Source organism: Microbacterium sp. Root553, assembly GCF_001426995.1.
In the GTDB taxonomy this organism is placed as follows: domain Bacteria; phylum Actinomycetota; class Actinomycetes; order Actinomycetales; family Microbacteriaceae; genus Microbacterium.
The window spans coordinates 600,877-627,697 of the sequence record NZ_LMFY01000001.1 but is presented as its reverse complement, the minus strand read 5'-3'; the positions used below and the strand labels follow the sequence as shown (position 1 = coordinate 627,697).

Annotated in this window: 24 protein-coding genes and 1 pseudogene; 17 read left to right on the top strand and 8 right to left on the bottom strand. The window is 70.0% G+C overall.

Annotation, left to right across the window (positions count from 1 at the left end; genetic code table 11):
* Nucleotides 1–16: 16 nt before the first annotated feature.
* The 9 genes and pseudogenes from ASD43_RS02860 (at nucleotide 17) to ASD43_RS17580 (ending at nucleotide 8,064) form a co-directional block, all read left to right on the top strand.
* Nucleotides 17–1,744 carry a type VII secretion target gene (locus ASD43_RS02860; protein WP_082539218.1) on the top strand — a complete coding sequence of 576 codons (1,728 nt, stop codon included), beginning with the start codon at nucleotides 17–19 and terminating at the stop codon, nucleotides 1,742–1,744.
* Between the two features lie 33 nt (nucleotides 1,745–1,777).
* On the top strand, nucleotides 1,778–2,641 hold the full coding sequence (locus ASD43_RS02855; RefSeq protein WP_056413297.1) for a hypothetical protein: 864 nt from the start codon (nucleotides 1,778–1,780) through the stop codon (nucleotides 2,639–2,641).
* The gene (locus ASD43_RS02850; RefSeq protein ID WP_149423968.1) at nucleotides 2,638–3,399 is read left to right on the top strand and encodes a hypothetical protein; all 762 of its coding nucleotides are present in this window, start codon (nucleotides 2,638–2,640) and stop codon (nucleotides 3,397–3,399) included. The genes ASD43_RS02855 and ASD43_RS02850 overlap by 4 nt, the downstream gene beginning before the upstream one ends.
* A 46-nt stretch (nucleotides 3,400–3,445) precedes the next feature.
* Nucleotides 3,446–4,072: a DUF2510 domain-containing protein gene (locus ASD43_RS02845; protein WP_082539217.1), complete on the top strand. Its 627-nt coding sequence runs from the start codon at nucleotides 3,446–3,448 to the stop codon at nucleotides 4,070–4,072.
* Nucleotides 4,073–4,304: 232 nt separating this feature from the next.
* Nucleotides 4,305–4,494, top strand: a pseudogene (locus ASD43_RS17670) (DUF2510 domain-containing protein); the annotation flags it as partial.
* 914 nt (nucleotides 4,495–5,408) lie between these two features.
* Nucleotides 5,409–5,558: a hypothetical protein gene (locus tag ASD43_RS17130; RefSeq protein WP_157550741.1), complete on the top strand. Its 150-nt coding sequence runs from the start codon at nucleotides 5,409–5,411 to the stop codon at nucleotides 5,556–5,558.
* Nucleotides 5,559–5,571: 13 nt separating this feature from the next.
* The gene (locus tag ASD43_RS02835) at nucleotides 5,572–6,162 is read left to right on the top strand and encodes a hypothetical protein (protein WP_056413284.1); all 591 of its coding nucleotides are present in this window, start codon (nucleotides 5,572–5,574) and stop codon (nucleotides 6,160–6,162) included.
* Nucleotides 6,163–6,292: 130 nt separating this feature from the next.
* Entirely contained in the window at nucleotides 6,293–6,658 is a 366-nt protein-coding gene (locus ASD43_RS02830; RefSeq protein ID WP_157550738.1) for a hypothetical protein, read from the top strand.
* Between the two features lie 11 nt (nucleotides 6,659–6,669).
* Entirely contained in the window at nucleotides 6,670–8,064 is a 1,395-nt protein-coding gene (locus ASD43_RS17580) for a hypothetical protein (RefSeq protein ID WP_056413278.1), read from the top strand.
* A gap of 162 nt (nucleotides 8,065–8,226) precedes the next feature.
* Here ASD43_RS17580 and ASD43_RS02820 read toward each other — a convergent pair whose 3' ends face one another.
* Nucleotides 8,227–9,891, bottom strand: a complete 1,665-nt coding sequence (locus ASD43_RS02820) for an FHA domain-containing protein (protein ID WP_056413275.1) — start codon at nucleotides 9,889–9,891, stop codon at nucleotides 8,227–8,229.
* Nucleotides 9,888–11,243: a hypothetical protein gene (locus ASD43_RS02815; RefSeq protein ID WP_056413272.1), complete on the bottom strand. Its 1,356-nt coding sequence runs from the start codon at nucleotides 11,241–11,243 to the stop codon at nucleotides 9,888–9,890. The genes ASD43_RS02820 and ASD43_RS02815 overlap by 4 nt, the downstream gene beginning before the upstream one ends.
* 84 nt (nucleotides 11,244–11,327) lie before the next feature.
* On the opposite strand from ASD43_RS02815, the gene eccCa reads away from it, so the two are divergent.
* From eccCa to ASD43_RS02800, 3 genes are all read left to right on the top strand, one after another.
* The gene (eccCa, locus tag ASD43_RS02810) at nucleotides 11,328–15,317 is read left to right on the top strand and encodes a type VII secretion protein EccCa (protein ID WP_056413269.1); all 3,990 of its coding nucleotides are present in this window, start codon (nucleotides 11,328–11,330) and stop codon (nucleotides 15,315–15,317) included.
* A 151-nt stretch (nucleotides 15,318–15,468) separates the two neighbouring features.
* Nucleotides 15,469–15,780 (top strand): WXG100 family type VII secretion target, encoded by a 312-nt coding sequence (locus tag ASD43_RS02805; protein ID WP_045254915.1) that lies wholly within the window; start codon nucleotides 15,469–15,471, stop codon nucleotides 15,778–15,780.
* 19 nt (nucleotides 15,781–15,799) lie between these two features.
* Nucleotides 15,800–16,090 (top strand): WXG100 family type VII secretion target, encoded by a 291-nt coding sequence (locus ASD43_RS02800; RefSeq protein ID WP_045254914.1) that lies wholly within the window; start codon nucleotides 15,800–15,802, stop codon nucleotides 16,088–16,090.
* A 117-nt stretch (nucleotides 16,091–16,207) separates the two neighbouring features.
* Here ASD43_RS02800 and ASD43_RS02795 read toward each other — a convergent pair whose 3' ends face one another.
* Both ASD43_RS02795 and ASD43_RS02790 read right to left on the bottom strand, forming a co-directional pair.
* Entirely contained in the window at nucleotides 16,208–16,678 is a 471-nt protein-coding gene (locus ASD43_RS02795; protein ID WP_056413266.1) for a recombinase family protein, read from the bottom strand.
* Nucleotides 16,679–16,730: 52 nt separating this feature from the next.
* The gene (locus ASD43_RS02790; protein WP_056413264.1) at nucleotides 16,731–17,720 is read right to left on the bottom strand and encodes a malate dehydrogenase; all 990 of its coding nucleotides are present in this window, start codon (nucleotides 17,718–17,720) and stop codon (nucleotides 16,731–16,733) included.
* Between the two features lie 63 nt (nucleotides 17,721–17,783).
* Between ASD43_RS02790 and ypfJ the strand changes: the two genes are divergently transcribed.
* Both ypfJ and pip read left to right on the top strand, forming a co-directional pair.
* Nucleotides 17,784–18,668 carry a KPN_02809 family neutral zinc metallopeptidase gene (gene ypfJ, locus ASD43_RS02785; protein ID WP_056413261.1) on the top strand — a complete coding sequence of 295 codons (885 nt, stop codon included), beginning with the start codon at nucleotides 17,784–17,786 and terminating at the stop codon, nucleotides 18,666–18,668.
* 10 nt (nucleotides 18,669–18,678) lie between these two features.
* A complete protein-coding gene (gene pip / locus ASD43_RS02780; protein WP_200946556.1) occupies nucleotides 18,679–19,641 on the top strand; it encodes a prolyl aminopeptidase in 963 nt (320 codons plus the stop codon).
* A 29-nt stretch (nucleotides 19,642–19,670) separates the two neighbouring features.
* Here pip and ASD43_RS02775 read toward each other — a convergent pair whose 3' ends face one another.
* The 3 genes from ASD43_RS02775 to ASD43_RS02765 all read right to left on the bottom strand — a co-directional run bounded on the left by ASD43_RS02775 (nucleotide 19,671) and on the right by ASD43_RS02765 (nucleotide 23,173).
* On the bottom strand, nucleotides 19,671–21,422 hold the full coding sequence (locus ASD43_RS02775; protein ID WP_157550735.1) for an aldehyde dehydrogenase family protein: 1,752 nt from the start codon (nucleotides 21,420–21,422) through the stop codon (nucleotides 19,671–19,673).
* Between the two features lie 61 nt (nucleotides 21,423–21,483).
* A complete protein-coding gene (locus ASD43_RS02770; RefSeq protein WP_056413257.1) occupies nucleotides 21,484–22,863 on the bottom strand; it encodes an MFS transporter in 1,380 nt (459 codons plus the stop codon).
* Nucleotides 22,864–22,912: 49 nt separating this feature from the next.
* A complete protein-coding gene (locus ASD43_RS02765) occupies nucleotides 22,913–23,173 on the bottom strand; it encodes a glutaredoxin family protein (RefSeq protein WP_056418942.1) in 261 nt (86 codons plus the stop codon).
* Nucleotides 23,174–23,282: 109 nt separating this feature from the next.
* On the opposite strand from ASD43_RS02765, the gene ASD43_RS02760 reads away from it, so the two are divergent.
* On the top strand, nucleotides 23,283–23,675 hold the full coding sequence (locus tag ASD43_RS02760) for an SIP domain-containing protein (RefSeq protein ID WP_056413255.1): 393 nt from the start codon (nucleotides 23,283–23,285) through the stop codon (nucleotides 23,673–23,675).
* Nucleotides 23,676–23,742: 67 nt separating this feature from the next.
* Here ASD43_RS02760 and ASD43_RS02755 read toward each other — a convergent pair whose 3' ends face one another.
* Nucleotides 23,743–24,204 (bottom strand): adenylyltransferase/cytidyltransferase family protein, encoded by a 462-nt coding sequence (locus ASD43_RS02755; RefSeq protein WP_056413252.1) that lies wholly within the window; start codon nucleotides 24,202–24,204, stop codon nucleotides 23,743–23,745.
* 172 nt (nucleotides 24,205–24,376) lie between these two features.
* Here ASD43_RS02755 and ASD43_RS02750 point away from each other — a divergent pair, with 172 nt between their 5' ends.
* Both ASD43_RS02750 and ASD43_RS02745 read left to right on the top strand, forming a co-directional pair.
* Nucleotides 24,377–25,552, top strand: a complete 1,176-nt coding sequence (locus ASD43_RS02750; protein ID WP_056413249.1) for a glycosyltransferase — start codon at nucleotides 24,377–24,379, stop codon at nucleotides 25,550–25,552.
* 49 nt (nucleotides 25,553–25,601) lie between these two features.
* Nucleotides 25,602–26,810, top strand: a complete 1,209-nt coding sequence (locus ASD43_RS02745; RefSeq protein WP_056413246.1) for a lipopolysaccharide biosynthesis protein — start codon at nucleotides 25,602–25,604, stop codon at nucleotides 26,808–26,810.
* Nucleotides 26,811–26,821 lie beyond the last annotated feature (11 nt).

Genomic DNA, 26,821 nt, shown 5'->3' with positions numbered 1-26,821 from the left:
GTCAGGGAGAACGACAATGGGATTTCTGGATGCAGTGGGCGACGTCGTCGACGCCGTCAACCCTACGGACGAGATCATCGATTTCGCGGGCAACGTCGCCGACGGTGATGTCATCGGTGCCGTCGGCAACGTGATCGATGCCAGCACTCCGCTCGATGAGATGTTCAGCGCGACGAACAACCTGTTCGGCGGCGGCAGCGGAGGAGGGGTCTCGTCGGGCGGCGGCATCCAGCAGCCGACGACGGTTGCCCCGCTCCCCGAGACGGGGGGCGAGTCGATCCTGCCCGAGCCGCCCCCGCAGCCGAGCGCGTCGTCGTTCGGCGCCGAGGGCGAAGTCGACGTCGAGACGGAGTACCTGCGCAAGGACGCGAGTGCCTTCGAGGCCGCAGCGAGCTCGTACGACAGCATCACGTCTGCAGCCCAGGGGCTGACCATCCCGGCATCCGCCTTCTCGTTCATCGGAGGCCAGGCATCGGCGGCGTACAACACGTTCCAGGCGACCATGGCGCAGCTGCTCGGCTCGGCGCCCGGCGCTCTGACCGGCTTCGCCGAATCGCTGAGGCTCACCGCCACGGCGTACGACGACAACGAGGCGGAAGAGGCCGCGAACCATCAGCCCAATGACAGCACCGAGGTGCCGTCGACCAACGGCGGTTCGAGTGGCGGAGACGGTACCGGCTCGGGCGGCGGAACGGGCGGGGGCTCAGGCGGCGGAACCGGCGGCGGCGGAAGCGTCGGCGGCGGAAGCGTCGGCGGCGGTGGCGGTGAGAACCCGCAGATCGACGACCCGCGAGTCGACGGTGACACCGACGGTGAGACCGGCGACGACGAGGCCCGTGCCGAGGCGGATGCCAAGGCCGACAGGATCGACGGTCGCGCCGACGCGCTCGACCGGCAGGCCGATCAGGCCGATCAGCACGCCGAGAAGGCTCAGGAGCAGGTCGAGACGATCGACAAGCAGATCGACGCGCTCGAGGACCGGGCCGCGGAGCTCGACCGCAGCGCCACGGACGGCGAGCGTCGGGCGACCGAGCTCGATCTGAAGGCGACGCAGCAGGAGCAGGCCGGCGACTCGGCCGGAGCGCTGCAGAGTCGCTCCGAATCGGCCGGTATCCGCGCCGATGCGGCAGCCCAGCGGGCGGAGGCCGCGGAGATCCGCGAGCAGATCGAGACGCTCGAGGACACCCGCGACGAGGCCATGGAAGAGATGACCGATGCGCGCGAGGATGCTGCAGAGCTGCGCGACAAGGCGGCCGACCTGCGCGACCAGGCCGCGCAGCTTCGTGACGAAGCCGCAGGCACCGACTCCGCAGGCACCGGGTCGCAGGTCGACTCCGACGTGATCACCGACGGAGGCTCGGAGACGGGCGGAGACGGCTCGACGCCGACGACCGACGGCGGTGTCGACGGCACCGATGGTGCCGGCGTCACGGATGGTACCGACGGTGCAGGAGTCACAGATGGCACGGATGGTACCGATGGTGCCGGCGTCACGGATGGCGCCGGAGTCACGGATGGCACCGACGGCACGGACGGCGCCGGCGTGACCGAGGGCACGGACGGTACCGAGGCCGTGGATGGCACCGAGACTCCCGTGGTCGACGGCATCGGCGGTGACGCGCCGACTCCCGTGATCGATGGCGACGGCGGTCCCTCGATCCTGAAGGAGTTCGACGCGGATGGTGTCCGCGCCGAATCCCAGCCGCAACCGACACCGTCCTGGCAGACCCGGCTGAACAGCTGATCCCCGACCTCACGACTGGAAGAAGACGACATCATGGCTAGGTTCCCCTCTCCTCCGTCCCCGCCCCGCCCACGCCCTGACGCTCCCAGCGGCAACTCGTCGCCCGGTCCGTCCGGAAGCCACGGCCCCTCCGGAAGCCACGGCTCGTCCGGAAGCCACGGCGGTCGCGACAACGCCGGCGACGTCGAACGCTCGCGCTCGAAGTTCCAGGAGTTCGTCGACGGCGCGGACTCGGTCATCGGCATCATCAACGGCGTCCTCGAGCTCGCAAGCCACATTCCGTTCATCGGCGATCTGATCGACCGGATCAACCAGCTGATCCAGCGGATGTTCGAGAAGGTCAACGAGGCGATCCAGCGGACCACCGAGATCTTCGCCTATGTCGGCAGCCCCACCACGCTGCGTCAGACCGGTGTGAGCTGGGTGCAGAACGTGGGCACCCCGGCCACCGTCGCGACCTCGACGGTCGTCCTCTCGGCGCTCCCGAGCACGGGGCACTGGGAGGGTGCGGCGCACAATGCCTATGCGGCACGGGTGGAACTGCAGAACCCGGCGTCCGACAGCATCTACGCCAAGTGCACGATGATCGACGAGCAGCTGAACACGTTCGCCGACGCGATCGTCGACTTCTGGGTCGCCTTCTCGATCGCGGCCATCACCACGGCGATCGGCGTCGCCCTCGGCATCGCCGAGATCGTCTCGGTGTTCGGGGCGCCGGGCGGTGTCGCGACGATCATCGTCGAAGTGCTGGCGTTCATCGCCGATGTCATCGGCCTCGTGAACATCATCCTGACGGCCAACCAGGCTGCTGCCGACTTCATGACCCAGGTGACGGCCGAGCTCGGCGCCGTCAGCGCGTTCCCCGGTGGGGCGTGGCCCCGTCACACGGCAGCATGACCGTGGTGGACGCGGGAGGGTCGGGGGGCGCCGCGGTGGGCGGTGCACTGGTGCTGCAGTTCGGCGATCGACGCGAGGAGATCCCCGCGGGGAGCACCTTCGTCCTGGGCCGCAGTGCCGACCTGTCGTTCGATGAGAACCAGTACGTGCATCGGCGCTTTCTCGAGATCGAGCAGCGCGAGGGCATCTGGCGACTGACGAACGTCGGGTCGGGGCTCACGGCATCCGTGGCGTCGGCCGACGGGATGGCGCAGTCGTGGCTGGCGCCGGGAGCGTCGATGCCGCTGGTGTTCGCGACCACGGTCGTGATGTTCACCGCCGGATCCACGACCTACGAGTTCTCGTTGACCGCCGAGTCGCCGTTCTACGAGGTCTCGACGCTGTGGTCTCAGCCGTCGGGCGGTGCGGGCGTCGCTGATCTGCTCTCGCCGATGCAGCGCATCCTGCTGACGGCTCTCGCCGAGCCGATGCTGCGGCTGAACGTCCCAGGCGCGGCAGAGCTGCCCGATCTCGACCAGGTGGCGCATCGGCTGCGCTGGTCGTTCGAGAAGCTCGAACGTCGTGTGAGCAGTCTGTGCGACAAGTTCTCCCGACGTGGCATCCGAGGCCTGCAGCGCGACGCGGAGGGGCGACTGCCGGATTCGGCGCGTTCGCGTCTCGTCGAGCATGCGGTGGGCGCGCGCATCGTCACAGCCGACGACCTCGAGCTGCTCGACGCGTTCATCGCGCAGGACGCGCTGGTGGGCGTGGGATCCTGATCATCGCGTCGAGACTTCGACGTGCGGTGAACAGGGGGAGACGTACATGAGTATGCCGGCTGGATGGTACGACGACGGTTCCGGGCGTCAGAGGTGGTGGGACGGTGCGCGGTGGACCGAGCATCTCGCACCTGACGGGAGCGCGGCTGCTCCTTCCGGGTCTGCGCCCGGATCGCGGGTCGCGCCGGTGCTGGGTTTCGTCGGTCTCGGTCTGGCTGTGCTGGGCACGGTCCTCGCGTGCATTCCGGTGACGTTCGTCGTCGGCGTGGTGGTGCTGATCGCGGCGTTCGTGGTGTCGCTGGTCGGGGTGTTCAAGAAGAACACGATCGTCGCGGCCGCCCTCGTCGGGCCGACCATTCCCGTGACTTCCCCGGACACGCCCTCGTCGACCGCCACGGAACAGCCCTCGCCCTCAGCATCCCCCGCACCGACCGGCGAGCGTCCCTCGCCGGAGGAGATCGCAGCGGGCGTCGAGGCACTCGCCATCGAGGGGGGTACCACGGGCTACGAGGATCAGCCCGGCTTCTTCCCGTGCATGGGGCAGTACTTCTACGATTCCGAGCTGTCGGACGAGTCGTTGAGGGCGGTGGCTGCGGGAGAGGACATCCTCGGTGCTGAGCGCGATCTCGCGATCGATGTGACCACTCAGGGAGCTCTGGCGTGCGATCCCTGATCGTGAGGGCGCGGGCCGTCGCGCGAGGAACTGCCGCGTGATCACGCCAGTTCTCCAGGAGGACTATCGCGGTCGGCGACATGAGATGGTTGCTCGCACGGCGGTCGCCGTGATGACGAGGAGGGTGCGCTGATGAGTATGCCGGCTGGATGGTACGACGACGGCTCCGGGCGTCAGAGATGNAGATGGTTGCTCGCACGGCGGTCGCCGTGATGACGAGGAGGGTGCGCTGATGAGTATGCCGGCTGGATGGTACGACGACGGCTCCGGGCGTCAGAGATGGTGGGACGGCGAGAAGTGGAGCGAGCATGTCGCTCCCGAGCAGAGCGGCGGCTCTGCTGCTGCTCAGCCGCCGACCGGGCCGTCCGCGCCGAGCGCGAACGGCTACGCGGCGGCCACGACGGGGCCGCCCTCGTCGCCTGNGAGCGGCGGCTCTGCTGCTGCTCAGCCGCCGACCGGGCCGTCCGCGCCGAGCGCGAACGGCTACGCGGCGGCCACGACGGGGCCGCCCTCGTCGCCTGCGCGGGTCGCGCCGGTGCTGGGTTTCGTCGGTCTCGGGCTGGCTGTGCTGGGAACGGTCCTCGCGTGCATTCCGGTGACGTTCGTCGTCGGCGTGGTSGTGCTGATCGCGGCGTTCGTGGTGTCGCTGGTCGGGGTGTTCAAGAAGAACACGGCGAAGTGGGTGACGTTCGTCGTCGGCGTGGTSGTGCTGATCGCGGCGTTCGTGGTGTCGCTGGTCGGGGTGTTCAAGAAGAACACGGCGAAGTGGCCGTCGATCGTGGGCATGGTCCTGTCGGTGATCGGCGGTGTGATCGGCACGATCGTGACGCTGGTGATCGTCGCGGCGACTCTCGTCGGGCCGGTCCCCCCTGCCGCTCCGACGAGCGAGCCTCCTGCCACGTCCACCGCGCAGCCGACATCCCCTCCGACCTCCGACGCCGTCGACGCGCGCCCGACGCCTGAAGAGATCGCAGCCCAGTTCGAGATTCTCGCGAAGGAAGGCGGCATCGTCGGATACGAGGGGGATCCAGACTTCTACCCTTGTATGGGGAGATTCATGTACGACTCGGAGGTCTCAGATGAGAGCCTCCGGCTCATCGTGCAGGGCGAAGATCCGCTCGAAACGGAGCGTGAGATAGCGGGAGAGGCGATCAAACAGGCGACTCTCTCGTGCCAGTCCTGACGAGGAGTATGTCAAGACGTCGACTATCGCGGAACCGGAAGCGGCGCGTGATCGTCTCGTCGAGATGAAGAACAGGACTAAGGCCCGTCGATCTCGGCGACATAAGATGGTTGCTCGCACGGCGGTCGCCGTGATGACGAGGAGGGTGCGCTGATGAGTATGCCGGCTGGATGGTACGACGACGGCTCCGGGCGTCAGAGATGGGAGCGGCGGCTCTGCTGCTGCTCAGCCGCCGACCGGGCCGTCCGCGCCGAGCGCGAACGGCTACGCGGCGGCCACGACGGGGCCGCCCTCGTCGCCTGACCGGGTCGCGCCGGTGCTGGGTTTCGTCGGTCTCGGGCTGGCTGTGCTGGGAACGGTCCTCGCGTGCATTCCGGTGACGTTCGTCGTCGGCGTGGTCGTGCTGATCGCGGCGTTCGTGGTGTCGCTGGTCGGGGTGTTCAAGAAGAACACGGCGAAGTGGCCGTCGATCGTGGGCATGGTCCTGTCGGTGATCGGCGGTGTGATCGGCACGATCGTGACTCTGGTGATCGTCGCGGCCGCCCTCGTCGGACCGACGGGTCCGATGACACCCACCGTCGCTCCTCCCACACCGAGCATCAGCGCGCAGCCGTCGTCGGAGCCCTCCCCCTCGTCACCGCCCGTCGGCGAAGAACGGCCTTCGGCAGAGGAGATCGCCGTAGAGGTGCAGAAGACGTTCCAGGGAGAGGGAATGACGAACTACGACGACATGCCGGACTTCTACCCGTGCATGGGAGAGCAGCTCTACGCATCGGATATGTCGGACGAGACGCTGTCCGCAGTGATCAGCGGAGGAGAACCGCTCGAGGCCGAGCGCGCCTCGGCGGAGAAGGCGATCACCGACGCGGTCCTCTTCTGCGACCCGAACGGCGAAGGCGCCTTCTGAACGGGCGCCCGGCAGGGCGGGATCCGTGCCGTGCGCCGGAGCCATGGGGACATCTCCCCATGGCTCCGGCGTCGTTGTCGGGCTAATATCATCGTGCGCAGGATAGTCGGAGGGGGCGCCAACAATGTCCGTGAAAACAGTTCCATTCAAGATGGACCCGCAGACCGCCGAAGCACAGGCGAAGCTCGTCGAGAAGGCGATCGCGACCCTCGAGGAGTCGCGCGAGCTGCTGCAGAAACTGGGCGAAAGCCAGAATGCCACGCTGTGGACCGACGACGGCAAGTCGATCGCACTCGCTGCCGCGCTGAGGTCGAAGTACGATGCGGCGATCAAGTGGTACGAAGCGATCCGACTCGATCTCGATGAGGCGGCGAAGAACCTGCTGAAGGCGATCGAGGAGACCACCGAGCTCGACGAGACGTCGAAGCAGAACTTCCGGACGCTGCTCCACCGCGCCGAAGGTCCTTCGGGCCTGAGCAAGACGATCGCGGTCTGAGAGGAGAAGTCATGGGACAGCACATGGAACGCCTGGGGCGTCTGCAGGCGAACAGGTCCAGCTTCATCGGCAGCGCGGCTCGAATCGCGCAGACCGTGCAGCGCTCCGTCGCGACGCAGACCGCCGGTGCCGTATCGGCGGGAGTCCGGAAGGCGGCGCGCACGACAGGTTTCGAGGGAGACCTCGGCGAACGGATCGAACACAAGCTCACGCAGATCCACGCGAGTCTCGCCGACTTCGTCGAGTACCAGAAGGCGCTGAACGTGGCGATCGACAAGGCGAACGACGCCCTCGACACCACGGCAGGCGGTATCGACGGAATCCCCGACGCGGGTCTGTCGCCGGCGCAGCAGAGCACCATCGACATGGCGACGCAGACCGACAGCCCTGTGCAGGTGCGGCCCGGAGTCACGATGACCCCCGCTCAGGCCCAGCAGTACTACCTCGATCAGGCCGCTGCCGCGCAGGAGGAGCAGGCGCGCAAGATGAACGATGCTCTCGATGCGCGCCTGCAGGAGATCATCGACGGCATGCCGACGAGCGAGTACGACGAGACGCCGCCGGCGGACGATCCCATGGATCACGACGGCCCCGGCGGCAACACCCCGGTGGGCTACCCCGGTGGCGGTTCGGGTGGGGGCTCGGGCGGCGGCGGAGACTACGAGGGCCCCGGCATCGTCGGCCCCGGCATCGACGACAACGGAGGGAACGACGGAGACGGAGACGGAGACGGAGACGGAGACGGAGACGGGGACGACGACTCGAAGATCGATCCTCCTCGCGTCATCGAGCCGCCGCGCGTGTACCCGCCGGTCGAGCCCCCGGTGTATCCCCCGCTGCCTCCCGACCGGACGTGGCCGGACCCTGACGGCACGGGGGGAGATGACACCCCGCGGGTCGACGGCGGCACCGACGGCGTGACCGGCGGCGGCGGCGGATCGGGCCTCACCGGTGGGGTCGGCGGCACGGTCGGAGGCGGTGGCGGTGGCGGCGGAACCTCCGGGTCGGTCGGCGGCGCAGGAGGCCTCGTCGGCGGTGGCGTCGTCGGCGGCGCGGCCGCGGGCCTCGCCGGACGTCTCGGCGCTGGCGGCGGGCTCATCGGCGGCGTCGGTGGAGTCGGCGGAGTCGGCGGAGTGGGTGGCGTCGGCGGTACCGGGACGGGTGCAGGCGCGAGCGGCGTCGTCGCCCAGTCGGGTGCTGCGAACGGCGGACGCGGTGGCATGGTCGGCGGAGCGGCCGCCGGCGGCGGAGCCGGGGGCGGCAGCGACAAGCGCAACCGCCGCCGCGGACAGGACCTCCTCGCCTTCGAGGTCGAACCGGATGACGACCAGATCGCTCCCGATCTCGGCGCCGCTGGCGCTGCCGGCCGCTCGGCGTCCGACGGACGCGAAGAGCTCGGCTGGTAACGAAGAACTCTCGACCGGGGCCTCACGTCCTACAGAGAAAGCCGCTCACCCTTTGGGGCGAGCGGCTTTTCTCGTATCAGCGCGTGAGCGGACCCGTCAGCGCGTGAGCGGACCCGTCCACGCGTGCGCGAGCTGTCCGAACGGAAGCGTATGCCGTCGTCGTCAGACGGCGACGATCTGGATCAGGCAGTCGCCGACCTGCAGGGTCATGCCCGATGTCAGCCCGAATCGCTGGTGCGGAGTCATCGGCCCCGACCGGCCGTCGGCCGTGCGCAGCGACGAGCCGTTGCCCGAGCCGAGGTCCTCGAACCAGGGCTGACCGTCGACCACCCCGAAGCGACCGTGGGTGCGCGACACCGAGCGGTCTCCGTCGGGCACTGCGACGAGCACGGCCTCGGCATGCTCCCCTTCGGGCACACGCGGGGCGCGACCGATGTACCCCAGCCCGGTGATCGGCACGGTCGTGCCGTCGGTGAACTGCAGGGCGACGACCGCCTGCGGAGCCTCGGAGGGCACGGGGGATGCGGTCGGCTGCGCATCGGTCGGCGCAGGCGGAACAGCGGCGGCGGCGGCCGGAGTCGCGGGCGCCTGGGAGGCCGGAGCGCCTGCCTGCGTCAGGCGCGCGGCCGATCGCGTCGTGGGCCTCTCTGCAGGCGCCTGGGTCACGGGCGGTGCCGATTCCGCGGCCGGCACCGCATCCACGACGGCGGGGGAAGGAGATCCCAGGGGCGTCGATTCGACAGCCGGCGTCACGACAGCCGGCGTCACGACAGCGGGCGCCACGACCGCGGGTGTCGGCACCGCAGGCTCACTCGGCGTGGCCGGCCCCTCGGTCACGGGTGTCGCGGGTGTCGAGGGGAGTGCGGACGGTCGGGCGCCGCGTCCGGCCACTCGGCGATACGCGAGCTCCGCGTCGCCGCCGAGCACCAGCACGTCGCCCGGCACGAGGAAGTACGGGTTGTGCGCGCTCAGCTCGGTCTCGCTGCCGCCGAGGTGCCGCACCGCCGCACCGTTCGCCGAGCCCAGGTCCTGCACCCACAGCTTCCCGTCCTCCACGCCGAAGGCGGCGTGGGTGCGCGACAGCGAGCGGGTGCCGTCGGGCACGCGTACGAGGATCGCGTCGGGAATGGTCTCCGGGGCACGCGGCGCGCGACCGATGTAGCCGAGGCCGGTCGCCTCGATCACGGTGCCGTCCGAGAGCTCGAACACGGCCACGCTGCCGGCATCGACGGGGTCGGCGACCGGTGCCGCGACGACGGGCTGCGACGGCGACAACGGCGTCTGGCTGATGACCCCCGGCGCGGCCGTGATGACCCCTGCTGCGGCATCGGGCCCGGTGACCCTGGCCTCGAGATCCGGCGCGAGGAACATGCCGTGCGTCGCGGCGCTGCGGGTCTTGCGCACATCGATGACGCGGGCGCGCCCCAGGCCGTCGAGAACCCCTGCAGCTGCGAGGCCCACGGGCAGCAGGACGGGGATCACGTGCGCGAGGCCCATCACCAGGTTGCGCAGGAACAGGCCGCGCGCACCGACGCTGGCATCCTTGTCGCGCTGCACGGTGCGCAGGCCGCAGATCAGGTTTCCGGGCGTCGCCCCGGTGTGGCCCTCCCACACCCAGCCGATGGCCCAGAGCTCGACCACGGTCACGGCGACGAGCACGAGCGATCCGGTGAGCACCCAGACGAGCGTCGCGATGACCGCGATGATTCCGATGTCGATCAGATAGGCGCCGGCGCGCTGACCCGCGGTGGCGCGCACACCCGGCGCAGCCGTGCGGACGGGCGACGCCGGTGGCCGCAGCCGCGCGGCGGGAGGGGCGATGGTCATGAGAAGACCTCCAGGATCTGCCCAGCGATGCCGGAACCGTACAGCAGCGCCGCGGGGGCCAGGGCGAGGAACAGGCCCTCGACGATGTCACCGGTGCGGGACCAGCCGAGGGAACGCCAATCCCGAGCCAGCGGCACGGTCAGCGAGGCGACGATGGCGCCGGCGATGATCACGACGACGGCGACGAGCAGGGCGCTCAGCTGCAGTGCGATCACCAGGGCCGCCGCAGAGGCCACGGCGACGACGGTTCCCGTGACGAGCGCGGCCGCCCGGGCGACCCCGTCGCGCAGCATCCGTGCGGTGAGCAGGAAGTAGCATCCGACGCCCAGCGCTCCGCCGAGGACGCACCACGTCTCGACCGAGGGCCCGGAGGTGTCTATCGACGCGGCCGTGACCACCACGGTGTAGATCGTCGACAGCAGAGCGAGTGCGCAGGCGATGACGATCCCGGCCTCGGACCTGCGGCGAGCGAGTTGGAACTGCCGACGTGCGGTGTCGGCGCCGACGGGGGAGGGCTCCCGTGGAGGCGTCTGTCGAAGACCCTGCGCGTCGCGGATGACATAGGGCGTGTCGATGAGCTCGCTCGCGTCGACGTCGAGCGCGGCGGCGCGGATGAAATGGAAGACCGGCACGGCGCAGGCGACCTGCACGGCCGTGATCGCCACGGCGGGCACACCGGCGAGGAACGCGGCGGCGTTCAGCACCGCGAGCACCGACCACATCACCGCGATCACCGCGGTGGTCGCGGCGGCCAGCCGTCCGCGCATCAGCGCCTGCGCGTGACGCACGCAGGCGAGTGTGGCCCCCGTGACGAAGCCTGCGGCCATCATCGCGCCGGTGTCGTGGAAGACCGAGAGGGCGACCGCGCCGGCCGCGCCGCCGAGCACGGGCGCGACGAAGGCGACGTAGACGGTGGAGTCTCGTACCGGCTGGGCCAGCAGCGTCAGCGCGCCGACGAGCAGCAGCACCGTCGCCACCGAGACGACGGTCGTGGTGGGCATGATCACCGCGCACGACACGAGCACGATGGTGATCGCGAGCAGCAGGGCGAGCAGCAGGGTGTTCCTGCGCGGCTGCCCCGCGGACGCCGCATCCTTCGCGGACGTGTCGGAGCCGTCGGCCGACGCCGTCGCAGTGCGGTCGAACAGCCAGATCACGCCGCCGTCGCCGGGGATCACCGACACTTCGCTGTCGAGGTCGATCGCCGCCCCGGAGGTGGTCGTGCCGACGTAGCGTCGCAGGTCGACACCGCCGACGGTGAGCAGTTCGGCGACCGTCGAATCGGCGGGGACGACCAGGTCATTGCGCCCGTTCGCATCAGCTACGGTGAGGCGTATCGTCTTCGCTGACATCCCCGCCTCTCGATGTTCCGACGCACAATGCCGGTTCCGCGCGGCATCCTGACACAATAGTAGGTGACTCGAGGAGGGCCAGTCGTGAGCATCACCAGCAACCGCCGCGCGCCGAAACCGCCGGCAGGCGGACAGCTCACGCTGCAGCAGGCACCTGAGCTGCCCAAGCCCGAAGGTGCATCGAACACCCTGATGATGGCGCTGCCGATGGTGGGAAGCCTCGGCTCGGTCGCGGTGCTCTCTCTCACCCAGGGCGGAGACGCGACCCGCACGTACATCATGGGCGGTCTGTTCCTCTTCATGGCCCTGTCGATGGTGGGCGGGCAGATGTGGCGGCAGAAGTCGCAGCACTCGACCAACGTCGAGAACACGCGACGCGAGTACCTCGCCTACCTCTCCGAGACGCGAGACGCGGTGCGCGAGGTGGCCTCGCGGCAGCGCCGGTACGAGGAGTGGATGCTGCCCGCACCCGACTCCCTGCCCTTCGTCGCCGAGGAGGGATCCCGGGTGTGGGAACGCCCCGCCGGTGACCCGCAGTTCCTGGTGACCCGTGTCGGCACGGCCACGCAGCCCCTCGCCATGACGCTCGACGAGGCCCCCATCCCGCCGCTCGCCCAGCTCGACCCGGTGAGCGCATCGGCGGCGCACCGCTTCGTGCTCACCCACGACCAGGTGCCCGACCTGCCCCTCGGGCTCAACATCAGCACGTGTGCGCGCATCGAGGTCGTCGGCGACATAGTGCGGGGCCGCGGGCTGGCTCGCGCCATGGTCTCGCATCTCACCACCTTCACCGCGCCCGAGGATCTGCAGGTCGCCGTCATCGCCTCGGCGGCGGACCTGCCGTACTGGGAATGGTCCAAGTGGCTGCCGCACGCGCAGTCCGACAGTCGCAAGGACGCCGTCGGCGGTGCCCGCCGCATCGGATCGTCGTGGGCCGAGGTCGAGCCTCTGATCGCCGACATCCGCTCGCGCGGTCCGGTCAGCGGTCGCGGCGGCGGCGCGATGCCTCACATCGTCGTCATCCTCGACGGCGTCGAACTGCCCCCGGGCAACCTCCTCGACGAGGAGGGCGGCGTCGACGGCGTCACGGTCATCGACATCGCTCGCGAGTGGGCGGAGCTCACCGACCCGCTCACCGTCCGCCTGATCCTCGACGGCGCCGACGGGGAGAAGCTCACGGTGGCCCGCCGCAGCATGGGCATGGTCCCCGCGACGCCCGACTTCCTCGGGATCAGCTCGGCCGAAGCGGTGGCGCGGCGCCTCACCGGTCTCGGCGAGAGCGCGCAGGACGAGGAGGCGGGTGGCGCTCGCACGATCAGCGCCGAGCTCACGGATCTGCTGAACCTGCCCGATGTGAGGGACTTCGACCCGGATGTGGCGTGGAAGCCCCGCTCCGCTCGCGACCGCCTGCGAGTCCCGATCGGGCTGACGAGCACCGGCCAGCCGATGATCCTCGACATCAAGGAATCCGCCCAGCAGGGTATGGGACCGCACGGCATGCTCATCGGCGCCACCGGCTCGGGAAAGTCCGAGGTGCTGCGCACGCTGGTGCTGTCGCTCGCGATGACGCACTCGTCCGAGGCGCTGAACTTCGTGCTGATCGACTTCAAAGGCGGCGCGACCTTCGCGGGCATGGCGGACATGCCGCACGTCTCGGCCGTCATCACCAACCTCGGTGACGACCTCACGCTGGTCGACCGCATGCAGGACGCCATCCAGGGGGAGATGACCCGGCGGCAGGAGCTGCTGCGCGATGCCGGCAACTTCGCCAACGTCACCGACTACGAGGCCGCCCGCAAGGGTGGTCGTACCGACCTCAAGCCGCTCCCCGCGCTGCTGATCGTCGCCGACGAGTTCTCCGAGCTGCTCGCCGCGAAGCCCGACTTCACCGAGCTGTTCGTCGCGATCGGCCGACTCGGTCGATCTCTGCAGGTGCACCTCCTGCTCTCGACCCAACGGCTGGAAGAGGGCAAGCTGCGCGGACTCGACTCCCACCTGTCGTACCGGATCGGTCTGAAGACGTTCTCCGGTGCCGACTCGCGCGCGGTCATCGGCGTCCCCGATGCGTTCACGCTCCCCGGCGGTGGCGGCCACGGCATCCTGAAGTCGGATGCCGAGACCCTCACGCAGTTCCGTGCCGCGTACGTGTCGGCCCCGCCCAAGACCCGCCGGCGCAAGCCGGGGGCGACGGCCGAGGCCGACGGTTCCGGGGCGGAGGTCCGGGCGATCGAGGCCAGGTCGTTCACGGCGGCACCCGTGCTCGAGCAGGAGAACTCCGAGGATCAGGCTCCCGCCCTCGACGTCGTGCGGGGCGAGGCGCCCGAGCAGCGGGTGACCTTCGACATCGCCGTCGCGCAGATGAAGGGGCGCAGCATGCCCGCCCACCAGGTGTGGCTGCCTCCGCTCGACGTGCCGGCGACGTTCGACGAGATGCTCGGCGATCTGGTCGAAGACCCGCAGCTCGGACTGATCTCGCCGCGGTGGCGGCAGGCCGGCCCTCTCACGATTCCGCTGGGCACCGTGGACCGACCGCTCGAGCAGCGTCGCGATCGGCTGACGCTGACGCTCACGGGTGCGGGCGGCCACCTCGCGATCGTCGGTGGCGCGCGCAGCGGCAAGAGCACCCTCGCCCGCAGCGTGCTCACCGGCATCGCGCTGACGCACACTCCGCAGGAGGTGCAGTTCTACGTCATGGACTTCGGCGGCGGAACGTTCGTGCCGTTCGCCAAGATGGCGCACGTCGCCGGTGTCGCCGGCCGCAACCAGCCCGACGTCCTCCGACGCATGTTCCAGGAGGTCGTCGGCATCGTCAACGCGCGCGAGCGCTATTTCACGGCCAACTCGATCGATTCGATCGAGACCTATCGGCGTCTGCGCGCGCAGGGGCGGGCCGATGACGGCTACGGCGACGTGTTCCTCATCATCGACGGCTGGCCCACGATCCGCGCCGAGTTCGACGAGATGGAGTTCGAGATCCAGTCGCTCGCAGGGCGGGCGCTCACCTTCGGTGTGCACATCGTGGCGACGACCTCTCGGTGGATGGACTTCCGCACCGCGATCCGCGACACGTTCGGGTCGAAGCTCGAACTGCGCCTCGGCGACACCAGCGATTCGGAGATCGACCGCAAGGTCGCCGTCAACGTGCCGCTCAGCCGCCCCGGTCGCGGACTCGCGCCGTCGAAGCACCACATGCTCACCGCTCTGCCGCGCGTCGACGGCTCCGGTGATCCCGACACGCTCAGCGAGGGCGTCGAACACCTGATCGAGCGTGTGAACGCGGCGTGGAAGGGTCCTCGCGGCCCCAAGCTGCGTCTGCTGCCCGAGATGCTCGAGCTCTCGGCACTGCAGCAGCTGGCTGCCGGCACCCCGCTGCAGAACCAGGTGCTTCTGGGCGTCGACGAGGCGGCGCTCGCCCCCTCCGCGTTCGACGTGCGGCGCAACCCGCACCTGTATCTGTTCGGCGACAGCCAGTCGGGCAAGTCGAGCTTCCTGCGCACGTTCGCGCACGAGGTGATGCGCACGACGACTCCTCAGTCGGCGCAGATCTTCGTCGTCGACTACCGGCGTGCGCTGCTGTCGGAGATCCCCGAGGAGTACCTCGCCGGGTACTACACGACCGCGCAGCAGGCGTCGGAGGAGCTGGGCGGCCTCGCCGAGTACCTGCGAGGGCGGATGCCGGGGCCCGACATCACGCCTCAGCAGCTGCGGGACCGCTCGTGGTGGACGGGCGCAGAGGTCTACGTCCTCGTCGACGACTACGACCTGGTCAACACGCAGTCCGGCAATCCGATCGCCGTGCTGCAGCCGCTTCTGGCGCAGGCGACGGACGTCGGACTGCACCTGATCATCGCCCGCCGCTCGGGTGGCGCGTCACGGGCGACGTTCGAGCCGGTCATGCAGACGCTCCGCGACCTCGCGGCTCCCGGCATCCTGCTCTCGGGCAGCCCCGACGAGGGGCCGCTGATCGGCAACGTGAAGGCGACGCCGGCGGTGCCGGGGCGCGCCAGGGTGATCACCCGCGAACGCGGGCTGCAGACCATGCAGCTCGCCTTCGCCCCGTCGTCGCACCCGTAGCGAGCAGTCAGCATGCAGGGTGGGCAGAGCTACCCATGGGCATACGCGCACGAGCGCCGTATGGTGTTACTTGTCACCGAAACATCGGCGGCACGGCCCTCCGGGGCTGACTCACACAGGGCGGTTTCGCCCATACGACCAGGAGGTGACCGTGAGCGGAGAGATTTCTGCAGCGGATGGGGCCCTGCAGCGGGGCGCCGGGATCGTCAGCAGCTCGAAGCAGGACATCATCGGCGAGCTGAACTCGATTCAGTCTCAGCTGTCAAGCATCGGATCGTCGTGGCAGGGCGCGGGGGCCGCGGCGTTCACGCAGACCTTCCAGGCGTGGCAGGAGAAGTCCCGCCGCATCACGAACGCTCTGGACGAGTTCGAGCAGAACCTGCGCGACTCGCAGTCGGCCTACACGCAGACCGACGACACGTCTGCGCAGTCGCAGAACAAGTTCATGGGCCGTCTCGGCTGAGACCGGAGGGAAAAAGATCATGAGTGGTAACGGATACAAGATGCAGTTCGGCGCCGTCGACACGGCGGGTGCCGACCTCGTTCGCGGCGCGAACAACATCGACAACAAGCTCTCCCAGATGGAGGACGCGCTCAAGCCGCTCCAGGCGGACTGGACCGGTTCGGCCTCCGAGGCGTACATCCAGGCCAAGGCCAAGTGGAACGCGGCCCTGACCGAGATGAAGGCGCTCCTGAACGACATCGGACGTCAGGTCTCGCAGGACTCGCAGGACGGTCAGGCGAACGAGAACAGGAACATGAACCGCTGGTGATCATCACCCGGTGAGAGTTCGAGCCGGCTGTCGCCCCTCACGGGGTGACAGCCGGCTCTCTCTGTGTCTACGGGGCTGCGGGTCGGCGGCTGTGCCCGGGGTGATGTGCCGCGCGGCTCAGCGGGCGGCGTCGGCCAGGTGGCGAGCGTCGTGGCTCAGCACCTTGACGATGATGCCGTGGCCGCGCAGCTCCTTGGCGGTGCGGGCACCCTCTTCTGCGTCGCGCCCGAGGGCGTTGATGTTCGCCACGACGAGGACGTCGCCGGGCTTGAGCGTCGCGATCAGGCGCGAGAGCCGGTCGCTCCAGGACTCGAGGATGTCGGGGGCCGGGTGACGGAATCCCTCGATGGGAACCCCGAACCGGGTGAGGTCCTCACGCTGCTCGACGACCGAGGGCATGCCCTCTCGCGAGACGACGAGCCCGACCAGGCGCGACCCGTCCGGGCGCGCGACCCAGAAGTCGCGGTTCTGCTGCAGCTCGGTGAAGCACTTCGGACACTCCGCGGCCGCGTGCGGCAGGTGCAGCGGACTCGTCAGGGCCTCGTCGACGGATGCCGTCGCCTTCATCGGATCGATCGTCTCGCTCATCGCGCACCTCCGGGATCCATTCTGCCCTGCCGGATCCGTCCGTGGCGACCGTTCAGAGCATCCCGAGGGCTCGTACCGCCTCGCGCTCCTCGGCCAGCTCGGCGACGGAGGCGTCGATGCGCGATCGTGCCCAGTCGCTGACGTCGAGGCCCTCGACGATGCGCCACTCTCCGTCGACCGCGCGCACCGGGAACGACGAGATCAGGCCCTCGGGCACGCCGTACTCGCCGTGCGACACGACGCCCGCCGAGGTCCAGTCGTCGGTGCCGTGCACCCAGTCGCGCACGTGCTCGATCGTCGCGTTCGCGGCCGACGCCACCGACGACGATCCGCGCACCGCGATGATCTCGGCCCCGCGCTTCGCGACTCGGGGGATGAAGGTCTCCTCGAGCCAGGAGGGGACGTCGCCGACGATGCGCTCGAGCGCCTCCGTCACCGGCCGGCCGGCGACGGTCGCGTACGACACGTCGGGGAACTGCGTCGCGGAGTGGTTGCCCCAGATCGGGACTCGGCGCACCGTGTCGACGGGCACGGCGAGGGTCTGCGCCAGCTGCGCCCTCGCGCGGTTCTCGTCGAGTCTGGTCAGGGCGCTGAAGCGCTCGGCGGGGATGCCGTCGGCCGAGGCCGCGGCGATGAGCGCGTTCGTGTTGGCCGGGTTGCCCACGACCGTGACGCGCACGCCGTCGGCGGCGTGCGCGGCGATCGCGGCACCCTGCGGTCCGAAGATGCCGGCGTTCGCGGCGAGGAGGTCGCCGCGCTCCATGCCGGGGCCGCGAGGGCGGGCGCCGACCAGCAGCGCCAGGTCGGCGCCGTCGAATCCCACGGCGGGGTCGTCGGTCACCTCGACGTGTTCCAGAAGGCCGAAGGCGCCGTCCTGCAGCTCGAGCGCCGCCCCCTCGGCTGCACCCAGCCCCTGAGGGATCTCCAGCAGTCGCAGCCGCACCTTCTCCTCCGGCCCGAGGAGGTCGCCGGCGGCGATGCGGAACAGCAGCGCGTATCCGATCTGTCCGCCGGCGCCGGTCAGTGTGATCGTGGTCGTCATGACCCGAGCCTACGTCCGGGCGAGGCGGTCCGGGCGGGGCTTCGTGCGGAGTACCCTCGTGGCATGACCTTCAACCCAGACGCCGACGTCTCCGGCAACACCGCTCGCCGACGGGGCCGCGGGGCCGTCGTGGCAGGGGCGGGCGGGGTCGGCCTGCTCGGCCTCATCGCCCTCATCGCCGGGCCTCTTCTGGGCATCGATCTGACCGGTCTGCTCGGCGGCACGGGCGCGACCGGCGGTGGCTCCGAGCCCGAGGGCGGCAGCGTGATCGAGAACTGCCTCACCGGTGAGGACGCGAACGAGGACGTCGACTGCCGGGTGGCGAGCGCGCAGCTCGCGCTCGACGGGTTCTGGGAGGACCGCATCGATCAGTACCGGGCTCCGCAGCTCATCATCGTCGACGGCGCGACCTCGACCGCCTGCGGCACCGCGTCGAACGCGGTCGGGCCGTTCTACTGCCCGCCCGAAGAGACGGTCTACGTCGACCCGACGTTCTTCGACCTCATGCAGCAGCAGTTCGGAGCATCCGCGGGGGATCTCGCGCAGCTGTACATCGTGGGCCACGAGTGGGGCCACCACATCCAGTACATCACCGGCGTGATGGACCGGTACCCGAACAACGGCACGGGCCCGGACAGCAACGGCGTGCGCATCGAACTGCAGGCCGACTGCTACGCGGGTGCCTGGATCGGACGGATGACCGAGGAGAAGGACAAGAACGGCGTCCCCTACCTGCAGACTCCCACCGAGGCCGAGATCACCGATGCTCTGAATGCGGCGAACACCGTCGGTGACGACAACATCCAGCAGCAGTCGTCAGGGTCGGTGAACCCCGAGAGCTTCACGCACGGCACCAGCGCGCAGAGGCAGGGGTGGTTCGCCAGCGGCTACAAGTACGGACTCGACGTGTGCGCCGATCCGCTGACCGTGTCCGGCGCAGAGCTCTAGGGCGACGGCGATGGACCTGGACGCACTGTATCCGCCGATCGAGCCGCACGAGACCGGCGAGTTGCTCGTCGGCGACGGGCATCGTCTGTACTGGGAGGTCAGCGGCAACCCCGAGGGCAAGCCCGTGGTGTTCCTGCACGGCGGGCCCGGGAGCGGCACCTCGCCCTGGCAGCGGCGGTTCTTCGACCCCGCCGTGTATCGGATCGTGCTGTTCGACCAGCGCGGCTGCGGCCGCAGCACCCCGCATGCGAGCGCGCCGGACGCCGATCTGCGCTTCGTCACGACCGCGCACCTGATCGCCGACATCGAGCTGCTGCGCAGGAATCTCGGGGTCGAGCAGTGGCAGGTGTTCGGCGGGTCGTGGGGGAGCGCCCTCGCCCTCGCCTACGCGCAGGCGCATCCGGATGCCGTCAGCGAACTCGTGCTGCGCGGCATCTTCACGCTGCGTCGCGAGGAGCTGGAGTGGTTCTACGAGGGCGGCGCGGCGGCACTGTTCCCCGATCTGTGGGAGGAGTACATCGCCCCCATCCCGGTGCTGGAGCGCTCGCACCTGATCCGGGCGTATCACCGGCGGCTGTTCGATCCCGACCCCGCCGTGCACGAGCCCGCCGCCGTCGCGTGGTCGCGGTGGGAGGCGTCGACGGTGACGCTGCGTCCGAATGCGGCGCAGATCGAGGCGATGTCGGACCCTCGCTCCGCGACGGCGTTCGCCCGCATCGAGAACCACTTCTTCGTGAATCGCGGCTGGTGGACGGAAGGGCAGCTGATCGCCGGCGTCGAGGGCATCCGACACATCCCCGCCGTCATCGTGCAGGGGCGTCACGACGTCTGCACGCCGATGATGACCGCCTGGGATCTGCACACGGCGTGGCCGGAGGCGGACTTCGTGGTCGTCGACGATGCCGGTCACTCGGCGACCGAGCCCGGCATCCAGCGTGCGCTGCGGGCAGCGACCGATCGCTTCGCCGGCTGACGTCGACATCGGCCGGCTGATGCCGATCGTCAGGCGCGCAGCGCCGCCGTCAGCGTCTTCAGGAGTCCGAGGATGCCGCCGTCGGCACGGAAGCGGGTCAGTCCTTCGCTGACCGCCGCGCCGGTGCGGGACGACACGAACCACGGCGGCTTCGGAAGGATCGTGAAGCGTCCGCCGCCGTTGGCGAGGGGCAGTGATCGCGGGAACGGCCGGAACGGAGCGCGGACGACCGACCGCTCGACGTCGTCGAGCAGCAGTGCGTTGTGCACGACGCCGATCCCGCTGCCGACATCGTCGATCGTGCTTCCGGGGAACGCGCCCCAGGTGAGGGTCGGCGTGAGGAAGCCGAAGGCCGTCCAGCCGTTGACGGCGATCGAGCCGTAGCGCAGCGCCGCCACGGAGCGGTCGAACCCGGCGCCGAGCTTCTTCTCGGTCGCCGGGTCGATCAGGAGGTTCGCGCCGAGCGTGCCCTGCAGCTGCTCGTTCGCGTAGGTGACGGCGGTGTCGAGGAACTCCTGCCCGGTGCCGGGAACGGAGACGACGCCGAGGACGGGCGCGAAGTACTCGGTGCGCTGCAGCGCCGCCGCATCCTCGCCCGCCGCGATCTCGACCAGCAGCCGATCGCCGAGAACGAGAGCGTCGGGGTAGGCGTCGGTCGCGAGGTCCATCCGCGACGTCGCGCCCGGATACCAGGTCGGCCGCTCGGGGGCGTTCGCGTACGCCCGTCGGAGTGCCGTGCGGAAGTCGTCTGCCTGCGCCCAGTCGGACGACAGGATCACCACCTGGCCGGCGATGCAGTTGTGGCCGCTGTTCTGCAGGCGCATGGTGGCGACGTGCTCCGCCTGATAGGCGAGGTCGGCATCCGTCCACTCGCCCGGAACGATGATGATCGGCGAGACTCCACCGAGCTCCGCCGTGATGGGCTTCTGCAGTCGGGGGGTGTTCGCGCGACGGCGCTCGACCGCATCCGCCCCCGTCCCCCAGACGATCGCGTCGAAGGTCGCCGCCGAACCCGTGATGTGCACGTGCACCAGCTCGGGATGCCCGGTCAGGTAGGCGCCGACCGCCGGGCCGCCCCGCACGATGCGCAGCAGTCCGAGGCCGATCAGCGGGGCGAGTGCGCGCTTGTACACCGGCACGAGGGCGTCCTGTGTCGGGTTGACCTTCAGCAGGGCGACGCGGTTGTGGGCGAGCAGCTCGTACAGCACGTCGAGCACGGGGATGGAGGTGATGTTGCCCGCTCCGAGCACGAGCCCGACGCCCCCGGATTCCGACGGCGTGCGCTGCGCGAGTCCGGCCGTCGCCCTGGCGCGGCTCGGGGTGGTGCCGGGCTTCAGCCACACCTCGCCGGTGTAGCCCGAGAGCAGGATGCGGTCGATCCCGGTCAGGGGGAACGCGTGCACGCGGGTGCGTCCGCCGGGCGCACGGTCGATGCGCACGCCGTCGAGCGGATTCGTCCCGTGAGCCAGCCGTGAGAGCGTCTCGATGCAGGCGTCGAGGGCGCCCAGCACGCTGTACGGTCCGCTGAGCCACTCCTCGCCGCGCAGCGGATGGCGTCCGCCGAGCCCTTTCGACGCGGCGGCGGTCCTGGCCCAGTCCTCGGCGGCGGCGGCCACACCGGTACGCACGCCGCGCAGCAGGGTGACGCGCTGCGCGAGGGTCAGCGCCGCCCAGGTGCGGCTGCCCGCCTGCAGCTCGCCGATCGCCTCATCGAGGCGGGCCCGCTCTCCGTCGTCCAGCTCCGGGCTCATCGATCCGGTGGGTGCGGTCGCGGAAGTCATCGGCGTCTCCTTCTGGCGGGATCCCAGCTTAGGCCGCACCCGCGAGTCACGCGTCGATGCCTCACGCGTCGATGTCGGAGCGGCGCAGCCGGTATCGACGCAGCGTCAGCAGGCTCGCGAGCATCAGCACCGCCGGCAGGACGCTGAAGCTGATCACGATGCCGGTGACGGCGGCGTCGGGCTGCTGCGCGGTCGTGCCGGCGACGGTCGAGATGTACCCGGTGGCCGCGAGCATCAGGGACACCGTCGTCGCACCGAGGGCGAAGCCGATGGTCTCGCCCGCGGTCCACACGCCGGTGAAGGTGCCGGCCCGGCCCCTGCCGCTGCGCTGCTCGTCGTGCGAGATCACGTCCGGCAGCATCGCCATCGGCAGGGACTGGAGCCCCGCGTACGCGATGCCCGCGATCCCGATCGAGCCGTACATCCACCCGCCGGGGAGCCAGGCGGCGATCACGAGCGTCGCCGAGGCCGCCGTGAACAGGATGCTCGCGACGGCGAACGCCCGCTCCTTGCCGATCCGCCGGGAGACCGCGGTCCATGCGGGGGTCGCGACCAGGGCCGGGCCGACCAGCGACAGGAACACGAGGGTGACCGCATCCTCGCTGCGCAGCACCCAGGTGGCGACATACTGGGCGGCGGCGAGCATCGTCCCGGTCGCGAGAGCCTGCAGGAGGAACGTGCCCAGCAGCGCGCGGAAGGGCTGACTGCGCCGCAGCGTCTGCAGGCCGGCCGCGTAGGGGGCGCGGAACCCGGTGGCGGCGACGGCCGCCTCGGGCGGTGCATCCGCGCCGGGCAGCGGGGCGGCATCCGCGGTGCGGGAGGCGATGAGCATCCCGACCCCGATCGCGACGCCCGCGACGACGCCCATCAGCAGGTACCCGGCGACCGGGTCCGCGCCGGCACGGCGCAGCTCGGGACCGCCTGCTCCGAAGAGCAGGATCGCGGCGGTGAGCACGACGACCCGCCAGCCCAGCAGGCGCGTGCGTTCGTCGTAGCCGCGGGTGAGCTCGGCGGGCAGCGCCACGTAGGGCACCTGGAAGAGGCTGAACGAGGTGGCGGTGGCGAGGAACGCCAGGAACACGCAGATCGCTCCCGCGGTGGGCCCCCAGGACGGAGGCACCGCGAAGGTCAGCGCGAAGAAGAGCGGAAGCGTGAGCGCCCCCACGACCATGAACCCGCGACGCGAGCCGATCCGTGCGTACTGGCGGTCGGAGGCTGCGCCGATGAGCGGATCGATCACGACGTCCCACACCTTCGCCGCCGTCACGATCAGGCCCGCGACGAGGGCCGCGACACCGAGGTTGTCGGTGAGGAAGTAGGTGAGGACCAGCCCGGGAAGGGTGGCGTAGCCGCCGGTGCCGAGCGAGCCCACCGCGTACAGCGCGATCGTTCGCGGGGAGAGACGGACGGACGCGCGTTCCGGCCGAGCCACGGAGCTCATCGCGCCAGTGTAGCGGTGGGGGACTCCCCTGCAGAGGAGGAGCCTCCGGTCAGATGAGGGAGAGCTCGCGCAGCTTCGCCTCGACGTCGGCATTCGACGGCTCGACGTGGTGCGAGGTGTCCGGGTAGACCACGACGGGGATGTTGGTGCGCCCCGAGATCTCCTTGGCGACATCGGCTGCCGCCGGCTCCGCGACGAGGTCGACGTAGGTGTACTCGATGCCGAGCGAGTCGAGCTGCTTCTTGGTGCGGATGCAGTCGCGGCACCAGTCGGCGCCGAAGAGGGTGATCGTGGATTCTGCGGAGGTCATGCCTCCAGCGTACGTCCGCTCGGCTGAGCGGGCGCCGAAACGGGCATCGGGCAGCGCGATCGCGCGCCAGGCGTTGCGCACTAAGGGTAGCCTTACCTATGCTTGATTCATGACCACTGGCTGCGAACACCTCGAGGATCCGGACTGGGAGAACATCGACGGCGTGGTGCTGATCGCGGGCGACTCGACCGACGCCGCCGCCATCGCCGCGATCACCGCACGGCTGCCGTGGGATGCGGAGGGCGTGGTCCTGATCGAGGCCGCGGCGCGCATCCAGTTCCGGCACATCGACGTGCCCGACGGTATGTCGGTGCGCTGGCTCCTCAGAGGCGACGGCGCGCGACAGCACGCCAAGGGCGAACGACTGGCCAACGCCGTGCACTCATGGTGCGTCGAATGGACGTGCGCGGAGCCGCCGCTGCAGTGGACGGTCTGGCTCGGCGCGCACACACCGGCGCACGTCGCACGGATGGCGCGGAGCCTGCTCGGCGTCGCCAACTGAGAGCGACGCCGTCGCGTCCGCGCCCACATCGTCGGGGGAACGGACGCGCCGGCGCCGGATCCGCGTGTCAGCGCGTCGCGAGGACGGGCGTGCCACCGACCGTGGCGCCCGCCGAGATCGCGTCGAGCGCGCGCCGCAGCGACGAGCTCGACGTGTGCGCCGTGTACGGGAAGTAGACGACCTCGACACCCACCTCGGCGAAGTCACGCTCGAGGCGCAGGCCCTTCTCCGTGCCGCGCCAGTCGTCTCCCTTGAAGAAGTGCGTGAACCGCACATCGTGCCAGGAGTCCATCTTCGACGGAGTGGTCTCGACGTACACGTCGTCGACGAACGAGATGTGGCGCACGATCTCCGCGCGCTCGGCGGTCGGGATGACGGGCTCGATGCCCTTCACCTGCCGCAGCATCTCATCGCTGACGACACCCGCGACGAGGACGTCGCAGTGCTGTTTGGCGTGACGAAGAAGGTTGAGATGCCCGACGTGAAACAGGTCGAAAGCACCCACGGCATAGCCGATGCGCGTCCCCATGATCTCCCCAGATCAGTAATTCCCCAGAGGCGGATCCCCATCCGCCAGCGACTCCCACAGCCGCACCGGAGCGAGTGTAGCAGGTGCCGGTTTCCTCCCGCACAGGAACCCGTGGAACGATGGATCCCGCAACGCGGGCTCTTCGGTCTGCACAGGGGGAAGGGAAAGGCTCGTGGCGACACCGGTCACGGTCATCGTGCCGACCTACAACGAGCGCGACAACGTCGCAGAACTCGTTGCGCGCACCGCGGTCGCGCTCGCCGCGTACGACGCGGAGATCCTCTTCGTCGACGACAGCGGCGACGACACCGCATCCGAGATCGCCAGGGTCGCGGCGGATGCTCCGCTGCCCGTGCGGGTCATCCACCGTGAGCACAACACCGGTGGTCTCGGTGGGGCGGTGCTGGTCGGGCTCGAGGCCGCGGCCGCCGACCTCTGCATCGTCATGGACGGCGACCTGCAGCATCCGCCCGAGCTCCTGCCCGCCCTGCTCGCCCGTCACGCGGACGGCGATGCCGACGTGGTCGCCGCGTCGCGGTACGTGGGCGGCGGTGACACCAGCGGTCTTGGCACGGCGGTGCGTTTCGGCGTGTCGCGGGCGGCGACCTGGCTGACTCGCGCCATGTTCCCGATCCGTCTCGCCCGCAGCACCGACCCGATGACGGGATTCTTCCTCGTCGATCGGAGCCGACTCGACCTGGCGGCGCTCAAGCCGCAGGGCTTCAAGATCCTCCTCGAGATCCTCGCCCGCACGGATCTGCGCATCGCCGAGGTGCCGATGGAGTTCGGCGAGCGCAGGCACGGCACGTCGAAGGCGAGCCTGCGTCAGGGCGGCACCTTCATCGCCCACCTCGCCCGACTGCGGTTCGGCAAGATGTCGCTGTTCGCCCTGATCGGTGTGATCGGCGCCGTCGCCAACCTGGGCATCATGTGGCTGCTGACCCTGGCCGGGGTCCCCTACATCTGGGCGGCGATCATCGGCGCCGAGGTCACCATCATCGGCAACTTCCTGCTGCAGGAGCGGTTCGTCTTCGCCGACATGCGCACCGACGCCCGCGGCCTCGGAGGCAGGTTCGCCGCCTCGTTCGCCTTCAACAACGCCGAGGCCGCTCTGCGCATCCCGGTGATGGCGCTGATGGTCGAGACCTGGCACATCTCCAGCGTGCTCGCCACAGGACTGTCGCTCATCGTCGCGTTCTTCGCGAGGTTCCTGTTCCACTCCCTTGTCGTCTACGCGCCCCGCAGGTCACGCCCGACGGATCCCGCCGCCGAGGCGAAGCCCGACACGGCGACGATCCGCATCATCCGCGCGATCGACTCCGAGGCGATGAAGCCGGGCGAGCTGTAGGACTCGCGCACCTCTGCTCGCGTGCAAGGATGTTCGGCGGGGAGGCGAGATGAAACGCAAGGCTCTGGGGGCCGTGATCGCACAGGCCGCGCAGGCCGGCATCGGTCTGCTGCTGCAGATCCTCGTCGCGCGCCTGCTCGGCATCGAGGAGTACGGTCGCTTCGCGATCCTGTACGGAGTGGTCATCGTCGCGACCGCCGTCGTGACCGGTCTCGTCGGCGACTCGCTCGTCGTGCTCGAACGGTCGCAGCGGGCGATCCGCGCCGGGCTCGAGCTGATGCTGCTCATCACCTCAGTGCTGCTCGCGGTCGGGTCCTTCCTCATCGCCTGGCTCACCGGATTCTCCGACGTGCTCGAATCTGCTCTGTTCGCCCTGGCGCTCGCGGCGTTCGCGGTGGAGGAGATCGTGCGCCGCATGCTCATCGCGCACCTGTCGTTCGTGCGCACGGCGCTCACCGACCTGGCGGGCTTCGTCGTCGCGCTCGCCGTCATCCTCACCGTGCATGTCACGGGCACCCTGACGCTCGCCGCCTTCCTCGGCGGCATCGCGGCCGGTCAGGTCGCCGCCGCCTTCTTCGGCTGGCGGCTCATGCCCCGCAGCGAACGCCACCTGGTGGGTCTGCGCGGAGCCGACCTCGCCGCCGTCTGGCGCTACGGCATGTGGCGCGGGCTGCAGCAGGTGCTGCGACCGAGCCTGTTCACGGTGCTGCGACTGCTCGTGCTCGCCGGCGCGGGGCTCACCGCCGTCGGTCTGCTCGAGGCCGCGCGCACCTACACGTCGCCGCTGATCCTGGTGATCAGCGGACTGTCGTCGTTCCTCTTCGTGCGCTTCGCCGACCAGCACAAGGCGGGTGCGGGCGGCTCGGTGCGCGAGGCCGATCGCGTCGTGCTGTTCCTGCTGCTGGGCACCGTGCTGATGAGCGTCGCCGCCGTGGTGCTGATCCCCTGGGTGAGCCCGCTCCTGTTCGACGTCCAGGTCGATCCGCTCGCGGTCATCGCCTGGCTCGCGTACGGGATGTCGGTCGCGATCGTCACCCCCTACGGAGCACTCGGCGCGGTGGGAGGGCGGCAGATCGCGGTCTTCGTGATCCGCCTCTCCGACACGATCCTCGCGATCGCCGCCGCCGTCGTGATGATCGCGCTCGGCGCCGAGGCATCGACCCTGCCCTTCGCCCTCGCCGTCGCATCGATGCTCGGCGGTCTCGGTCTGCGCGCGCTCGTGGTCTCGCGCGGCCGCCCCGAGCGCCCTGCCCCGTAACGGTCGCCCCG

What these genes read in the sequence shown, in the direction of transcription:
- ASD43_RS02860 (WP_082539218.1), top strand. Translation starts at nt 17, where the DNA reads ATGGGATTTCTGGATGCAGTGGGCGACGTCGTCGACGCCGTCAACCCT.
- ASD43_RS02855 (WP_056413297.1), top strand. Translation starts at nt 1,778, where the DNA reads ATGGCTAGGTTCCCCTCTCCTCCGTCCCCGCCCCGCCCACGCCCTGAC.
- ASD43_RS02850 (WP_149423968.1), top strand. Translation starts at nt 2,638, where the DNA reads ATGACCGTGGTGGACGCGGGAGGGTCGGGGGGCGCCGCGGTGGGCGGT.
- ASD43_RS02845 (WP_082539217.1), top strand. Translation starts at nt 3,446, where the DNA reads ATGAGTATGCCGGCTGGATGGTACGACGACGGTTCCGGGCGTCAGAGG.
- ASD43_RS17130 (WP_157550741.1), top strand. Translation starts at nt 5,409, where the DNA reads ATGAGTATGCCGGCTGGATGGTACGACGACGGCTCCGGGCGTCAGAGA.
- ASD43_RS17580 (WP_056413278.1), top strand. Translation starts at nt 6,670, where the DNA reads ATGGGACAGCACATGGAACGCCTGGGGCGTCTGCAGGCGAACAGGTCC.
- ASD43_RS02820 (WP_056413275.1), bottom strand. Translation starts at nt 9,891, where the DNA reads ATGACCATCGCCCCTCCCGCCGCGCGGCTGCGGCCACCGGCGTCGCCC.
- ASD43_RS02815 (WP_056413272.1), bottom strand. Translation starts at nt 11,243, where the DNA reads ATGTCAGCGAAGACGATACGCCTCACCGTAGCTGATGCGAACGGGCGC.
- ASD43_RS02800 (WP_045254914.1), top strand. Translation starts at nt 15,800, where the DNA reads ATGAGTGGTAACGGATACAAGATGCAGTTCGGCGCCGTCGACACGGCG.
- ASD43_RS02795 (WP_056413266.1), bottom strand. Translation starts at nt 16,678, where the DNA reads ATGAGCGAGACGATCGATCCGATGAAGGCGACGGCATCCGTCGACGAG.
- ASD43_RS02790 (WP_056413264.1), bottom strand. Translation starts at nt 17,720, where the DNA reads ATGACGACCACGATCACACTGACCGGCGCCGGCGGACAGATCGGATAC.
- ypfJ (WP_056413261.1), top strand. Translation starts at nt 17,784, where the DNA reads ATGACCTTCAACCCAGACGCCGACGTCTCCGGCAACACCGCTCGCCGA.
- pip (WP_200946556.1), top strand. Translation starts at nt 18,679, where the DNA reads ATGGACCTGGACGCACTGTATCCGCCGATCGAGCCGCACGAGACCGGC.
- ASD43_RS02775 (WP_157550735.1), bottom strand. Translation starts at nt 21,422, where the DNA reads ATGACTTCCGCGACCGCACCCACCGGATCGATGAGCCCGGAGCTGGAC.
- ASD43_RS02770 (WP_056413257.1), bottom strand. Translation starts at nt 22,863, where the DNA reads ATGAGCTCCGTGGCTCGGCCGGAACGCGCGTCCGTCCGTCTCTCCCCG.
- ASD43_RS02765 (WP_056418942.1), bottom strand. Translation starts at nt 23,173, where the DNA reads ATGACCTCCGCAGAATCCACGATCACCCTCTTCGGCGCCGACTGGTGC.
- ASD43_RS02760 (WP_056413255.1), top strand. Translation starts at nt 23,283, where the DNA reads ATGACCACTGGCTGCGAACACCTCGAGGATCCGGACTGGGAGAACATC.
- ASD43_RS02755 (WP_056413252.1), bottom strand. Translation starts at nt 24,204, where the DNA reads ATGGGGACGCGCATCGGCTATGCCGTGGGTGCTTTCGACCTGTTTCAC.
- ASD43_RS02745 (WP_056413246.1), top strand. Translation starts at nt 25,602, where the DNA reads ATGAAACGCAAGGCTCTGGGGGCCGTGATCGCACAGGCCGCGCAGGCC.